The organism is Kitasatospora sp. NPDC096128, assembly GCF_040303105.1.
GTDB lineage: Bacteria > Actinomycetota > Actinomycetes > Streptomycetales > Streptomycetaceae > Kitasatospora.
On sequence record NZ_JBEOSP010000004.1, the window covers coordinates 1 to 13,653 of the forward strand.

12 protein-coding genes are annotated in these 13,653 nt (G+C 72.5%); 6 read left to right on the forward strand and 6 right to left on the reverse strand.

The annotated features are described in order from the left end of the window. Window positions 1–224: 224 nt before the first annotated feature. The gene (locus tag ABTY61_RS06130) at window positions 225–788 is read left to right on the forward strand and encodes a hypothetical protein (protein ID WP_350503724.1); all 564 of its coding nucleotides are present in this window, start codon (window positions 225–227) and stop codon (window positions 786–788) included. A gap of 204 nt (window positions 789–992) precedes the next feature. Here the strand turns inward: ABTY61_RS06130 and ABTY61_RS06135 are convergent, their stop codons facing one another. Genes ABTY61_RS06135 through ABTY61_RS06155 form a run of 5 tightly spaced genes read right to left on the reverse strand, consistent with a single transcriptional unit; the run spans window position 993 to window position 6,811 of the window. After that, window positions 993–1,769 carry a 3-oxoacyl-ACP reductase gene (locus tag ABTY61_RS06135; RefSeq protein ID WP_497964401.1) on the reverse strand — a complete coding sequence of 259 codons (777 nt, stop codon included), beginning with the start codon at window positions 1,767–1,769 and terminating at the stop codon, window positions 993–995. Continuing rightward, window positions 1,766–3,139 (reverse strand): aldehyde dehydrogenase family protein, encoded by a 1,374-nt coding sequence (locus tag ABTY61_RS06140; protein ID WP_350503726.1) that lies wholly within the window; start codon window positions 3,137–3,139, stop codon window positions 1,766–1,768. The genes ABTY61_RS06135 and ABTY61_RS06140 overlap by 4 nt, the downstream gene beginning before the upstream one ends. Then, window positions 3,136–3,849 carry a gamma-glutamyl-gamma-aminobutyrate hydrolase family protein gene (locus ABTY61_RS06145; RefSeq protein WP_350503727.1) on the reverse strand — a complete coding sequence of 238 codons (714 nt, stop codon included), beginning with the start codon at window positions 3,847–3,849 and terminating at the stop codon, window positions 3,136–3,138. The genes ABTY61_RS06140 and ABTY61_RS06145 overlap by 4 nt, the downstream gene beginning before the upstream one ends. Further along, the gene (locus ABTY61_RS06150; RefSeq protein ID WP_350503728.1) at window positions 3,846–5,204 is read right to left on the reverse strand and encodes a glutamine synthetase family protein; all 1,359 of its coding nucleotides are present in this window, start codon (window positions 5,202–5,204) and stop codon (window positions 3,846–3,848) included. Before ABTY61_RS06150 ends, ABTY61_RS06145 begins: the two co-directional genes overlap by 4 nt. After that, the gene (locus ABTY61_RS06155; RefSeq protein ID WP_502895232.1) at window positions 5,201–6,811 is read right to left on the reverse strand and encodes an amino acid permease; all 1,611 of its coding nucleotides are present in this window, start codon (window positions 6,809–6,811) and stop codon (window positions 5,201–5,203) included. Before ABTY61_RS06155 ends, ABTY61_RS06150 begins: the two co-directional genes overlap by 4 nt. 212 nt (window positions 6,812–7,023) lie before the next feature. On the opposite strand from ABTY61_RS06155, the gene ABTY61_RS06160 reads away from it, so the two are divergent. Beyond that, window positions 7,024–7,779: a FadR/GntR family transcriptional regulator gene (locus ABTY61_RS06160; RefSeq protein WP_350503729.1), complete on the forward strand. Its 756-nt coding sequence runs from the start codon at window positions 7,024–7,026 to the stop codon at window positions 7,777–7,779. A 171-nt stretch (window positions 7,780–7,950) separates the two neighbouring features. On the opposite strand, the gene ABTY61_RS06165 is transcribed toward ABTY61_RS06160, so the two are convergent. Continuing rightward, window positions 7,951–9,249, reverse strand: coding sequence for a citrate synthase (locus tag ABTY61_RS06165; protein WP_350503730.1), 1,299 nt, complete (start codon window positions 9,247–9,249; stop codon window positions 7,951–7,953). A gap of 177 nt (window positions 9,250–9,426) precedes the next feature. Here ABTY61_RS06165 and ABTY61_RS06170 point away from each other — a divergent pair, with 177 nt between their 5' ends. The 4 genes from ABTY61_RS06170 (at window position 9,427) to ABTY61_RS06185 (ending at window position 13,653) form a co-directional block, all read left to right on the forward strand. After that, complete coding sequence (locus ABTY61_RS06170; RefSeq protein WP_350503731.1) at window positions 9,427–10,578, forward strand: citrate synthase/methylcitrate synthase; 1,152 nt, start codon at window positions 9,427–9,429, stop codon at window positions 10,576–10,578. A gap of 371 nt (window positions 10,579–10,949) precedes the next feature. Continuing rightward, the gene (locus ABTY61_RS06175) at window positions 10,950–11,282 is read left to right on the forward strand and encodes a type VII secretion target (protein WP_350503732.1); all 333 of its coding nucleotides are present in this window, start codon (window positions 10,950–10,952) and stop codon (window positions 11,280–11,282) included. Beyond that, complete coding sequence (locus ABTY61_RS06180) at window positions 11,282–13,063, forward strand: alpha/beta hydrolase (protein WP_350503733.1); 1,782 nt, start codon at window positions 11,282–11,284, stop codon at window positions 13,061–13,063. The genes ABTY61_RS06175 and ABTY61_RS06180 overlap by 1 nt, the downstream gene beginning before the upstream one ends. Beyond that, entirely contained in the window at window positions 13,060–13,653 is a 594-nt protein-coding gene (locus ABTY61_RS06185; RefSeq protein ID WP_350503734.1) for a hypothetical protein, read from the forward strand. The genes ABTY61_RS06180 and ABTY61_RS06185 overlap by 4 nt, the downstream gene beginning before the upstream one ends.

Genomic DNA, 13,653 nt, shown 5'->3' on the forward strand with positions numbered 1-13,653 from the left:
GATCGGCTCGCTGGAGGCCGGCAAGCTCGCCGACCTGGTCGTGGTCGACTCCGACAGCTACGACCTGGTCGCCGTGATGCGCCGCGGCCGCTGGGCCGTCGGCGGCGACAGGTTCCCCACCGTCAAGTCCACCTGAGCGCCCGCTTCCGCGATCACCGTCAGCCCGCCGGCCTGCTTAAACTCCCCCACATCACTATTGTTCAACAGTGGGCAAAGGAGCAGCAATGTACGCCCCAAGGCCGGTCAGGCCCCCCGGGAGCCGATGGAAGACGGTCACCGCCGCCGCCGTCGTCTCGGCGCTCGCCTCGTCCGTCGCCACCGCCTGGTGGATGTCGGCCGACGACGACCTCCGGTACGCCGACGACTACGCCGCCCACGAGCCGCTGCGCACGGTCGGCTTCCCGTCCGCGGGCACCCTGCGACTGACCCAGCAGATCGTCTGGCGCCTCGCCGACGGCTCCGAGGACTCCTTGGCGACGATGGCCACCTCCGACGGCTCCGGCGCGGAGGCGCGCAGCACGGCCGGCAACTGGGTGCAGGCGTTCCGGGCGGGTGCGCAGGGCCCGGTCACCGCGGAGTTCCACGGCGAGGGCTCGGTCCGCCAGTCGGTGGTGCTGTACTTCGAGCGCACCCGGCAGGTCAAGCAGCTCCGGCTGCGCCTCGACGGCATCGGCGGCGAGGACGGCTGGCGCGTCCTGATGCGCGAGACCGACCCCCGGGAGGCCGCCGCCCCGCCCACCTGGGCACCGGCCTCCCCCGGCGCGACACTCCCCCCGGTCATGCCGTGAGGCCCACCGACAACCGGCCCACCGATACCCGACCGGCCGACACCTGACGACCGGCGAACGGGCGGACACCCCCTGCGGGGCGTCCGCCCGTTCTGCGTCTCCGGGCCCGATCGGCTCACCCGGTCCTCACGATTCGCGGTGCGGGCGCAGCGGAATCCGGAGGCCGGAGTCCGGGAGTCGGGGTCCGGGGTCCGGCGGTCGCGGCTACTGCGGGGTCACGTAGGCGCCGGAGATGCCGCCGTCGACGAGGAAGGTGTTGGCGGTCATGAACGAGGAGTCGTCGGAGGCGAGGAAGGCCACCGCGGCGGCGATCTCCTCGGGCTCGGCGAAGCGGCCCAGCGGGATGTGGACCAGGCGGCGGGCAGCCCGCTCCGGGTCCTTGGCGAAGAGTTCCTGCAGCAGCGGGGTGTTCACCGGGCCGGGGCAGAGGGCGTTGACCCGGATGCCCTCGCGGGCGAACTGCACGCCCAGCTCGCGGGACATCGCCAGCACGCCGCCCTTGGAGGCGCTGTACGAGATCTGCGAGGTGGCCGCGCCCATCACGGCCACGAACGACGCCGTGTTGATGATCGAGCCCTTGCCCTGGCGCTGCATGTGCGGGATCGCGTACTTGCAGCACAGGTAGACGCTGGTGAGATTGACCTCCTGGACGCGCTTCCAGGCCTCCAGACCGGTGGTGAGGATGGAGTCGTCGTCCGGCGGCGAGATGCCCGCGTTGTTGAAGGCGATGTCGAGACGGCCGTACTCGTCGACGGCCCGCTGGAAGAGGTCGCGCACGGCGGCCTCGTCGGTGACGTCGGCCTGGATGAACAGGCCGCCGACCTCGTTCGCGGCCTTGGCGCCGGTCTCGGGGTCGAGGTCGACGCAGACCACCTTCGCGCCCTCGGCGGCGAAGCGGCGGGCGGTCGCCAGGCCGATGCCGCTGCCGGCGCCGGTGATGACGGCCACGCGGCCGTCGAGTCGCTGGGTCATGCTGATCATTCCTCCGTGGAGATGAAGACGTTCTTGGTCTGGGTGAAGGCGTCGAGGGCGTCCGGGCCGAGCTCGCGGCCGAGGCCGGACTGCTTGAAGCCGCCGAACGGCGTGGTGTAGCGCACCGAGGAGTGCGAGTTGACGGAGAGGTTGCCGGCCTCGACGCCGCGCGAGACGCGCAGCGCGCGGCCGAGGTCCCTGGTCCAGATGGAGCCGGACAGGCCGTACTCGGTGGCGTTGGCGATCCGCAGCGCGTCCTCCTCGTCGCGGAACGGGACGACGGCGACGACCGGGCCGAAGACCTCCTCGGTGAAGGCGCGGTCGTCGTGCCGCACGGGCGCGAGGACGGTCGGCGGGTACCAGAAGCCGGGCCCCTCGGGGGCGCTGCCGCGGAAGGCGACGGCCGAGGCGTCCGGGACGTACGAGGAGACCCGCTCGCGGTGGGCGGCCGAGATCAGCGGGCCCATCTCGGTCTTCTCGTCGGTCGGGTCGCCGACCCGCACGCCGCGCACGGCCGGCTCCAGGAGCGCCATGAAGTCGTCGAACACGGAGGCCTCGACGAGGATCCGGGAGCGCGCGCAGCAGTCCTGGCCGGCGTTGTCGAAGACGGCGTAGGGCGCGGTCGCGGCGGCCGTGGCGAGGTCGGCGTCGGCGAAGACGATATTGGCGCTCTTGCCGCCGAGTTCGAGGGTGACGGGCTTCACCTGGGCGGCGCAGCCCGCCATGATCTCCTTGCCGACCCTCGTCGAGCCGGTGAAGACGACCTTGCGCACGTCGGGGTGGGTGACGAAGCGCTGTCCGACGACCGGGCCGCGGCCGGGCAGGACCTGCAGCACCCCCTCGGGGATCCCGGCCTGCCGGGCGAGTTCACCGAGGCGCAGGGCGGTGAGCGGGGTGAGCTCGGCCGGTTTGACGATGACGGTGTTGCCGGCGGCGAGCGCCGGGGCGAGGGCCCAGGCGGCGATCGGCATCGGGAAGTTCCAGGGCACGATGACCCCGACGACGCCGATCGGTTCCTGGAAGGTGACGTCGATGCCGCCGGCGACGGGGATCTGGCGGCCGAACAGCCGCTCGGGGGCGGCGGCGTAGTACTCGATGACGTCCCGCGCGTTGCCCGCCTCCCAGCGGGCGTTGCCGATGGTGTGGCCGGCGTTGGCGACCTCCAGGGCGGCGAGGTGCTCGCGGTCGGCGTCGACGGCGGCGGCGAAGGCGCGCAGCAGCCGGGCGCGGTCGGCGGGGGCCACCCGGCGCCAGGTGTCGAAGGCGGCGCGGGCGCGGGCGACGGCGGCGTCCGTCTCGGCGACGCCCGCCAGTTCGACGGTGGTGATCACCTCCTCGGTGGCGGGGTTGACGACCTCGAAGAGGTCCGGTTCGGTCATGGGGCTGTCTCCCTGTGGGTGGCGGTGATCAGGGCCTGGAAGAGGCGCAGGTCGTCGGCGTCGGTCTCGGGGTGCCACTGGACGCCCAGCGCGAAGCGGTGGCCGGTCAGTTCGAGTCCCTCGACCGTCCCATCGGCACTGTGCGCGGTGGCCTGAAGGCCGGTGCCGAGCCGGTCGACGGCCTGGTGGTGGTAGCAGGAGACCTCGGTGGCGGGCCCGAGGACGGCGGCGAGCCGGCTGCCGTCGACGACGTCGACCCGGTGGCGCACGAAGCGGGCGGGGACGATCTGGTGGCTGTCGTCGGGCAGGTGCTGGACGAGGGTGCCGCCGAGCTCGACGTTGAGCAGTTGCATGCCGCGGCAGACGCCGAGCACCGGCAGGTCCCGGGCGAGGGCGGCGCCGAGCAGCCGGCTCTCCCAGTCGTCCCGGGCGCGGTGGGGCGGGCCGGTGCGCGGGTCGGGGGCCGCCGCGTAGCGGGCCGGGTCGACGTCCGGTCCGCCGGCCAGGACGAGTCCGTCCAGGGCGTCGAGCAGGTGATCGGCCCCGCCGGGCTGCGGCGGCAGCAGCACCGGGGTGCCGCCGGCGCGGACGACGGAGTCGACGTACGTCTGGGGCAGCAGGGAGGCGCGCTGGTTCCAGACGGACCAGACGGCGTCGTCCTGGTAGCTGCTGATGCCGATCAGCGCTCGCCGGCGGTCGTCGTGAGTCACAGCCGCTCGAATCCGCGGCGTCGCTCCCAGTCGGTCACCGCCCGCTGGTAGGAGGCGAGTTCGGTGCGCCCGGCGTGGGTGTAGTGCCGGACGACGTCCTTGCCGAAGGCCTCGGTGGCGACGGCGCTGCGCTCGAAGGCGTCGACCGCGTCGCGCAGGGTGGCGGGCACCCGGGGTGCGTCGGAGGCGTAGGCGTTGCCGGTGAACTCCGGCTGGAGTTCGAGCTGTTGCTCGACGCCGTACAGTCCGGCGGCGATCAGGGCGGCGACCGCGAGATAGGGGTTGACGTCGCCGCCGGGCACGCGGTTCTCGAAGCGCAGCGATTGACCGTGGCCGACGACGCGCAGGGCGCAGGTGCGGTTGTCGCGGCCCCAGGCGATGGCGGTGGGCGCGAAGCTGCCGGGGACGTAGCGCTTGTAGGAGTTGACGGTGGGGGCGAACAGCAGGGCGAAGTCGGCCAGGCAGGCGAGCTGGCCGGCGAGGAAGTGCTCCATGGTGCGGGAGAAGCCGTACCGGCGGTCCCCGGCGAACACCGGGGCGCCCTGCTCGTCGCGAAGGCTCAGGTGGATGTGGCAGGAGTTGCCCTCGCGTTCGTCGTACTTCGCCATGAACGTGAGGCTGCAGCCCTCCTGGGCGGCGATCTCCTTGGCGCCGGTCTTGTAGACGGCGTGGTTGTCGCAGGTGGTGAGGGCGTCGGCGTACTTGAAGGCGATCTCGTGCTGGCCGAGGTTGCACTCGCCCTTGGCGGACTCGACGGTGAGGCCGGCGCCGGCCATGCCGTTGCGCAGGCGGCGCAGCAGGGGCTCGATCCGGCCGGTGCCGAGGATGGAGTAGTCGACGTTGTACTGGTTGGCCGGGGTGAGCCGGGTGTAGTCCTTGTCCCAGGCCTGTTCGTAGCTGTCCCGGAAGACGATGAACTCCAGCTCGGTGGCGGCCTGGGCCTGCCAGCCGTAGCCGGCCAGCCGGTCGAGCTGGCGCTGGAGGACCTGGCGCGGGGAGACGGCGACCGGGGTGCCGTCGTGCTGGACGACGTCGCACTGGACCATGACGGTGGCGGGGTGCCAGGGGACGGAGCGCAGGGTGGCGAGGTCGGGGCGCAGTGTCAGGTCGCCGTAGCCGTTCTCCCAGGAGGAGACCTCGTACCCGTCGACGGTGTTCATGTCGACGTCGACGGCCAGCAGGTAGCCGCAGCCCTCCGCGGCGCCGGGGACGACGTCGTCGAGGAAGTACTCGGCGGCGACGCGTTTGCCCTGGAGGCGGCCCTGCATGTCGGTCATGGCGAGCACGACGGTGTCGACGGACCCGTCGGCGACGCGGGTGCGCAGCTCGTCGAGGGTGAGCCGGGGGGTGGTCATCGGGTCTCCTGTTCGGTGTCCAGGGCGTCGGGCGTGGGTGGTGCGGTCGGCGCGGACAGGACGGACGGCGCGGCGCCGACGTGCGGCCCGGTGAACCAGTGCCGGGCCGAGGCCAGCCACCACACGCCGGCGAAGCCGACCACGACGGCCACGGCGACCGGGGTGTAGTTGAAGGTGTCGACGGTGATCGGGCTGGCGGTGGGCAGCATGAACAGGACGGTGATCACCGCCGTCCAGGCGACGGCGACCACGCCGATCGGCCGGCTCCAGCGCCCCAGGTGCCAGGGGCCGCGCGGGAAGTCCTCGCCCTGGCGCAGTCGCAGGTACACCGGGATGACGTAGGAGATGTAGAGGCCGATGACGGAGATCGAGGTCACCGCCGTGTAGGCGGTGTTGTTCCAGAGCGCGGGCAGTCCGAGCAGCAGGGCGCCGCCGGTGGCCAGCCAGACCGCGTTGGTCGGGGTCTGGGTGCGCGGGGAGATGCGGTGCCACAGCCGGGAGCCGGGCAGCGCGCCGTCGCGGGAGAAGGCGTAGATCATGCGGGAGTTGGCGGTGACGGAGGCCATGCCGCAGAAGAACTGGGCGCCGATGACGATGAGCAGCAGGAACTGGGCGCCGCCGGAGCCGATCGCGTCGATGAAGATCTGCGCGGGCGGGACCTGGGTGTCGCTGTCGAGCGCGCCGTCGTAGTCGCGGATCGCGAAGGTGATGCCGAGCAGCAGGATCCAGCCCGCCACCAGGGAGACGGTGATGGCGTTGACGATGCCGCGCGGGCCGGAGCGGGCGGCGTCCTGGGTCTCCTCGGTCATGTGCGCGGAGGCGTCGTAGCCGGTGAGGGTGTACTGGGCCATCAGCAGGCCGAGCATCGCGACGTAGAACTGGCTGTGGAAGCCGGTGCGGTTGACGAACTCGGTGAGGACGAAGGAGACGGAGGCGTGCCGCTCGGGGAGCAGCGCGAGCGCGCCGACGATGATCGCGACGCCCACCAGGTGCCACCACACGGAGACGCTGTTGAGGACGGCGACCAGGCGCACCCCGAAGGTGTTGAGCAGGCCGTGCGCCAGCAGGATGACCGCGAAGATCTCCATGGTGTGCGCGGGGGTGGCCGCGACGCCGAAGCGGAGTTCGAGGAACGCGTTGGTGAAGAAGGCGGCGCCGTAGTCGACGCTGGCGGTCACCGCGACCTGGCCGAGGAAGTTGAACCAGCCGGTGAACCAGCTCCAGGCCGGGCCGCTGCTCCGGCCGCTGCTCCGGCTGCGGGTCAGTTTGGCGGACCAGTAGTAGAGCCCGCCGGCCGTCGGGTAGCTGGAGCAGATCTCGGCCATCGCGAGGCCGACGCAGAGCGTCAGCAGACCGACCACCGGCCAGCCCCAGATGATCAGGGCCGGGCCACCGGTCTTCATCCCCGTCCCGTAGAGGGTCAGGCAGCCGGACAGGATCGAGACGATGGAGAAGGAGACGGCGAAGTTGGAGAAGCCCGACATCGAGCGGGCCAGCTCCTGGGTGTAGCCCAGCTCGCGGAGGCGTTGTTCGTCGGCGGAAACGGGGGAGGAGTCCACCGGAAACACGGCGGGGCCAGGGTGGTCGGGTGAGCGTGCGTCGGTCATGGGCACCCCTGGGGGTTGAGGGTGTGCCGGGGTGCGCGCGGCCACGGCGGCGTGACGCACTCCCCCGGCGGGTTCGACGGTCGAACGGCTCTTCAATGGTCTAAAGTCAGACCATTGGGTGGGTGAGCAGCATCGTTCCGGCTGGACGGTGGCCACGTCAAGGGCGGGACGGGAACGAGTGCGGGAGATCCGATCGCAGGTACGATTCCGGCGTGGACGTGGACGTGGACGTAACACGTGAGCAGGCGCGGCTCGACTGGGAGGCCGGGGCGATCTTCCGCCCGATCCGGACCGGCAACGCCTTCGAGGAGACCGTCGAGCGGCTGCTCCAGGCGATCAAGCTCGGCGTCTTCGGCCCCGGCGACCGGCTGCCCGCCGAACGCGACCTCGCCGCCCGGCTCGGCGTCAGCCGCGAGACCCTGCGCGAGGCACTCCGCACGCTCCAGCAGGCCGACTGCGTCGAACCCCGCCGCGGCCGCTACGGCGGCACCTTCGTCACCTACCGGATGCCCGAACCGGACGTCGCCGACCTGCGCCGCGCCGCCCGCGACCTCGGCGGCGCCCTGGAGGACGCGCTGACCTACCGGCAGGTCCTGGAGGTCGGCGCCGCCGAGGCCGCCGCCCGGCGCACCCTCTCCCCCGAACAGCGCACCCACCTGGAGGACCGGCTGACCGAGCTGGACGCCGCCCCGGCGGACCAGTACCGCCAGCTGGACTCGCGCTTCCACCTCGCCATCGGCGAACTCACCGGCTCCCCCGCCCTCGCCGCGGCCATCGCCGAGGCCAGGATGCGCCTCAACGACCTGCTGAACGCGATCCCCATGCTGGACCGCAACATCGAGCACGCCGCCGAGCAGCACCGGGCCATGGTCCGGGCCATCCTCGACGGCGACGGCGACGCCGCCCGCCGCGCCACCGAGGAACACCTCGCCGCCACGGCCTCCCTGCTCAGGGGCTTCCTGGCCTGAGGCGCCCCGGGGGCACTCACCGGACGCCCCGGCCGGGGCGGCGGGCCACGCCTTCACCCTGTCGAGTGGCAGACGTCGACGCATGGACGGCTCGGCCTTGCCTTGCTCGTCCCGCCCGTCCCGCCCGTCCCGCCCGTCCCGCTCGTCCGACTCGACCCGGCTCGACCCGGCTCAGTTCGGTGCGGACGGCCCTCCACCCGCCTCGGCGGACGGATCCGCCGCGTCGCCCCGCGGCCGCGGCCCGGTGTAGGTGGCCCGGGCCCGCATCCGCAGCGGCTCCTCGCGGTACTCCTCCATCGCGTGGGCCAGCCAGCCCGGGGTTCGGGCCACGGCGAAGACCACCTCGCCGGCCTCCGCCGGCATCCCGGCGGCCAGTGCCATGGCGGCCAGCGCCAGGTCGATGTTGGCCCGCCGGGCCGGCCGCCCGGCCGGGCCGGCGGCCGCCTCCACGTCGGCGACCGCCGCCACCACGACTGCGCCGCCGTCGAGTTGACGGACCGCATCGAGCAGTGCGACCGCTCGGGGGTCGCCGTCCGGATAGAGCCGGTGGCCGAGCCCCGGGATCGGTCGGCCGGTGCGCAGGTAGTCGGAGACCACCGGCACCGCGCCGTCGGCCAGCACCTCGGCGAGCATCCGCTGCGCCAGCGGACTGGCCGCCCCGTGCAGCGGACCGTCGGTGGCGCCGAGTCCGGCGGAGACCACCGCGTACGGATCCGCCCGCGCCGAGGCCGCCAATCGCGCCGCCACGGTGGAGACCGCCAGCTCGTGGTCGATCAGAAGCACCAGGGCCCGGTCCAGGCAGGTCAGCGCCTCGGGCGTGGGGGCGACGGCGGCCAGCCGGCTCCACAACCGCGCGGCCAGCGGGGCGTCGGACCCGGGGTCGGGCGCGGTGCGCGGCAGCGCCTCCACCATCCCGGCGATCAGGGCCGCCCCGGCGGCCCGGACGGTCTGCTCGCGCAGGTCGAAGCGCAGCGGGTCGAGCGCGGCGGCGACGGTGGCCGAGATCCGGAGCCGGTCGGGCAGCCTGGTCCCTTCGGGCAGCGTGGAGGCGGTGCGGGCCAGCGCCTCGGCGGTGGCCGGCGGTACCCGCAGCTCCACCGGGGCCTGGGTGCCCAGCCCCCAGAGCCAGCCGATCGCGGCTTCGAAGCCGTACCGGGCGGCCAGTTCGACGCCGTCGCGGCCGCGGTAGTAGAGCCGGCCGTCCTCGATCAGGGTCAGTCCGGTCCTGACCCTGACCGGTTCGCCCGCCCACCCCGCCCCGCCGCCCGACGGCTCGCCCGCCGCCGTTCGTACGGGGGTGCGACGGCCCCGGGCGGCCAGCTCGGCGACCTCCTGGGGGTCGAAGGTGCTGCCCTTGCCCCCCGGGGCGCGCTCACTGCTGAGCTGCCCGCGGCTGGCGTAGGCGTACACCGTCTCCACCTTCACGCCGAGCTGCTCGGCGACCTGCTGGGTGGTCAAGCGTTCGGCCATCGTCCGCCCTCATCCTCCTGTGACGCCTCCGTGTCTTGATGGACCTCAGTATTACACATTGATTCCAATCAACATTGACAACATGGATCAACAGTCGGAGAGTGAGGAACGTCGCCGGAAGCCGGAAGCACGCAACCGGAGCCGCAGCCGGAGAGATCCACGAGAAAGGCCACTGCCATGCCGAGCACCACCGAGATCGAGGTCCCCCGCGGCCTCAAGGGCGTCGTGGTCACCGAGACCGAACTCGGCGACGTCCGCGGACTGGAGGGCTTCTACCGCTACCGCCAGTACTCGGCGATCGACCTCGCCGAACAGCGCACCCTGGAGGACGTCTGGCACCTGATGCTCCTCGGCGAGCTGCCGGACGCACCCGGCCGCGCCGACTTCCTCGCCCGCACCACCCCGCTGCGCCGCCTGCCCGACGCACTGCGCCCGCTCCTGCCCGCGCTCGCCGCGAGCACCGTGAACGGCGGCCCGCTCGCCGCCCTGGGCGCCGCACTCTCGATCGCCGGCGCCGAGCGCGGCGTCCGTCCGCTCTACGACACCGCACCCGAGCAGCGGATCGAGGACGCGCTGTTCGCCACGGCGCTGGTGCCCACCGTCCTGACCGCGCTCCACCGGCTGCAGCAGGGCGAGCAGCCGATAGAACCGCGCGACGACCTCGGCTACGCGGCCAACTACCTCTACATGCTGACCGGCCAGGAGCCCGAGCCGGCCAAGGCCCGGGCGGTCGAGCAGTACCTGATCTCCACGGTGGACCACGGCTTCAACGCCTCCACCTTCACCGCCCGGGTGATCGCCTCCACCGGGGCCGACCTGGTCGCCTGCCTGGTCGGCGGTCTCGGCGCGCTCTCCGGGCCGCTGCACGGCGGCGCGCCCAGCCGGGCGCTCGACACCCTGGACGCGATCGGCACCCCGGAGCGGATCGACGGCTGGATCCGCGAGCACGTACTCGCCGGCGACCGGATCATGGGCTTCGGCCACGCCGTCTACCGCACCGAGGACCCCCGCTCCCGCATGCTGCGCGGCGTCGCGGAGTCCTTCGGCGGCGAGCTGGTCGACCTCGCCGTCCAGGTGGAGGCCCGGGTCGAGGCGATCCTGGCCGAGCTGAAGCCGGGCCGCGAGCTGCACACCAACGTCGAGTTCTACGCCGGCGTGGTGATGCACCTCTGCGGCCTGCCGAGGGAGATGTTCACCCCCACGTTCGCCGCGGCCCGGGCGATCGGCTGGAGCGCCAACATCCTGGAGCAGGCGGCCGATCCCAAGATCATCCGCCCGGCCGCCCGCTACACCGGCCCCACGGCCCCGCAGCCGCTGCCGACGGCCTGAGCGGCAGGGCCCGGCGGTTCGGGCTCCCCGATGCAGGAGGCGTTCAGGCCGTAAGGCCTGCGCCTGGACGGCGCGGAGGCCGACGCGGATCTTCCGCGTCGGCCTCCGACCGCGCGTCGGCGACCCTCACGCGGTCAGGCCGCCGCACCCGGCACCGGTGATCGGAAGCGGAATCGCGATCTGCTACTTTTTCGACCTCGGTGCCGGTGTGCGAGGCGTGTGACCTGCTGTTGTACGTGTCCTGGCCCTGGCACCGATCTCTTGATCGACCACAGGGGGAAGCCATCAACGCGTACGCGAGCGCCGACGGCCCGGGCATATACAGCCCCGGCGGCAGCTACGGACCGCAGGGTCCGTACAGCCCGCCGGCCGTGCCGGGTCCGTCCTTCGGAGTCAACCTGGCCGACCTGGACGCGGCGGCGACCCTCGCCCAGAACGTCGGCCAGGCCATGCCGGGGGAACTGCAGCACATCTACCAGCCCTCCGACGACGCGGTGGCCGGGCTCGCCGGCTGGCGGACCGCGGCCTCCCTGAAGGCCTGCTCGGCAGCCTGGGAGGAGTGCCTGCGCAAGCTGGGCACCGAGGTCGACGGCATCAGCACGAAGTTCTCGTCGACCGCGACCAACTACCGCAACGCCGACCACAGCGGGGCGAACGGTCTGAACGGCGTCGGTACGGGCCCGAACTTCCCCAAGGTGAGCTGATGGTCGACCTCGCCCAGCTGCGCGACGCCCACCTGGATCCCCTGGACACCGCGGCGACCGCCTACGACACGCTCTCCAACAACTTCAAGAAGCACGCCGACGACCTGAACACCCAGGTCCTCAAGCACCTCTTCGACGGCCGGTGGGTGGGCAACGCCGCCGGCGCGGCCAACCAGGCCATGGAGACGACCAGTACCCGCCTCGACGCGGCCCACACCGAGTTGTCCTGCATGTCGGGTCTGCTGCGCGAGGCATCGGAGAGCTTCTGGCTGGCGCAGTCCAAGCTGCAGGAGGCGCTCGCGGACGCGAAGACCGCGGGCCTCACGGTGGCCGAGGACGGGAAGGTCACCTGGCCGGCCCCGACCGCGGCCGAACGCCACGACCCGGACTACGACACGCCGCAGAAGGCGAAGGCCATCTCGGACCGGATAGCCCACGCGATCAGCGAGGCGGACACCGCCGACCAGAAGATCTCCAAGGCGCTCGACGACCTGACCACGCGCGCCAAGACCGGCGCCGGCCTCAATCTCGACAACGCCGCCGCCGACCAGAAGGCCGTCGGCCAACTGGGCAAGGACCTGCTCGACGCCGGCTTCCCGCCCAAGGACGCCCAGCCCACCGAGGTCAACTCCTGGTGGAAGGGCCTCACGCCGGACGAGCAGCAGCGCCTCATCCAGGCCCATCCGGACCTGCTCGGCAACCGCGACGGCATCCCCGCGGTCGCCCGCAACCAGGCCAACCTGCTCAACCTGGACCGGCTGACCAAGGAGTACGAGAACAAGCCCAACCCCTCGGACGACGACAAGCAGAAGCTGGCAGGCTTCCGGGCCATCAGGACCAAGCTCGACCAGGCGAAGTCCAACGAGCCGCCGCCCGCCTTCCTGATGGCCGTCAGCGACGAGGGCCAGGGGCGCGGCTGCCTCTCCTGGGGCAACCCGGACACCGCCAAGAACGTCAGCGCGTACGTGCCCGGGCTCGGCACCAAGCTCTCCGACGTCGGGGGCAAGGACGCCGACCGCGCCCGCAACGTGTGGCAGGCCGCGCACAACGCCGACCCGACCGCGGACACCGCCTCCATGGTCTGGCTGGGGTACGACCCTCCGCCGGGCCCGCTGGACGGCGACCCCAAGGTCGCCGAGGTGATGCTCCCCGACCGCGCCCAGAAGGGCGGCGATGCCTACGACAAGTTCATGAGCGGCCTGCGCGCCAGCCACGAAGGGGCTCCGCCGCACCTCGTCGCCCTCGGCCACAGCTACGGCTCGACCACGGTGGGCATGGCGGCGCAGCAGGGCGGCGGCACCGGCGCCGACGACATCATCCTGGTCGGCAGCCCCGGCACCGGCGCGGACCGGGCCTCGCAGCTCCACATCGACCCGAAGCACGTCTGGGTCGGCGACGCCCAGAACGACCCGGTGAGCCACCTGCCGGCGAAGGAGCGGGTCGCGGCCGACGGCACGGGGGCGGTCATCGGGGGGAAGCTCGCCGGGCCGCTGGGGGCCTGGACCGGCGGCGAGATCGCCAACGAGCTCTACGACGACTTCGGCGACACCAACGACCTGTGGTTCGGGAAGGACCCGGCCGCCAAGGACTTCGGCGCCAACCGGTTCGCCGTCGCGGACGGGGCGCCGCTCTCCTTCGACTCCCACTCGAACTACATGGAGGATCCGAAGATGGACGTCTCGAAGGACCCGGCCAAGAAGGCGGAGCTGGAGTCGATCAACAACATCGGCCAGATCGTGGCGGGCAAGTACGACAACGTGACGAAGCAGGACGGCCGATGAGCGGGTCGCGGCGGGGCACCCGCCCGGGCATCGCGGTCGCCGCCCTGGCGCTCGCCCTGACCGCGTGCTCGGCCGGCACCGGGGCGTCCGGCGGCGGGGCGCCCAAGCAGCTGGTACCGGCCGACCAGGCCCTCCGGCGGATGGACGCCCTGCTCGACGAGTCGCTGGCCGACGTCCAGCCGGCGCTGCGCTACTGGGACGACAACCCCGACGCGGTCGAGCAGTACTCCAAGGGCCTCGACGAGCACTCCCTCGGCTACGCGGACGCCGACCGCCGACGCCACATCATGACCAGGATCGCGCCGGCCAAGTACGACACCCTGCTGGACATGGTCGAACGCGGCTGGAAGGCCAAGGGCTACACCGTCACCCGGAGCGCCGCCAACCCGCCCGGCAGCACCGCCAGTGCCCCGGACGGCGCGGGCGTCGGGATCGCCTTCCACCCCTCCGGGCTCATCGAGATCACGGCGCACGTCTCCCCCGTCCCGGTGGTCCACGGGCCCTTCGGAACCCCCACCCCCGTTCCGACCATGTCCAACGGCAACCCGGACGACGTCCCCAAGTACGACGACCCCTTCTGGTCGAACTGA

What these genes read in the sequence shown, in the direction of transcription:
- ABTY61_RS06130 (WP_350503724.1), top strand. Translation starts at nt 225, where the DNA reads ATGTACGCCCCAAGGCCGGTCAGGCCCCCCGGGAGCCGATGGAAGACG.
- ABTY61_RS06135 (WP_497964401.1), bottom strand. Translation starts at nt 1,769, where the DNA reads ATGATCAGCATGACCCAGCGACTCGACGGCCGCGTGGCCGTCATCACC.
- ABTY61_RS06140 (WP_350503726.1), bottom strand. Translation starts at nt 3,139, where the DNA reads ATGACCGAACCGGACCTCTTCGAGGTCGTCAACCCCGCCACCGAGGAG.
- ABTY61_RS06150 (WP_350503728.1), bottom strand. Translation starts at nt 5,204, where the DNA reads ATGACCACCCCCCGGCTCACCCTCGACGAGCTGCGCACCCGCGTCGCC.
- ABTY61_RS06155 (WP_502895232.1), bottom strand. Translation starts at nt 6,811, where the DNA reads ATGACCGACGCACGCTCACCCGACCACCCTGGCCCCGCCGTGTTTCCG.
- ABTY61_RS06165 (WP_350503730.1), bottom strand. Translation starts at nt 9,249, where the DNA reads ATGGCCGAACGCTTGACCACCCAGCAGGTCGCCGAGCAGCTCGGCGTG.
- ABTY61_RS06170 (WP_350503731.1), top strand. Translation starts at nt 9,427, where the DNA reads ATGCCGAGCACCACCGAGATCGAGGTCCCCCGCGGCCTCAAGGGCGTC.
- ABTY61_RS06180 (WP_350503733.1), top strand. Translation starts at nt 11,282, where the DNA reads ATGGTCGACCTCGCCCAGCTGCGCGACGCCCACCTGGATCCCCTGGAC.
- ABTY61_RS06185 (WP_350503734.1), top strand. Translation starts at nt 13,060, where the DNA reads ATGAGCGGGTCGCGGCGGGGCACCCGCCCGGGCATCGCGGTCGCCGCC.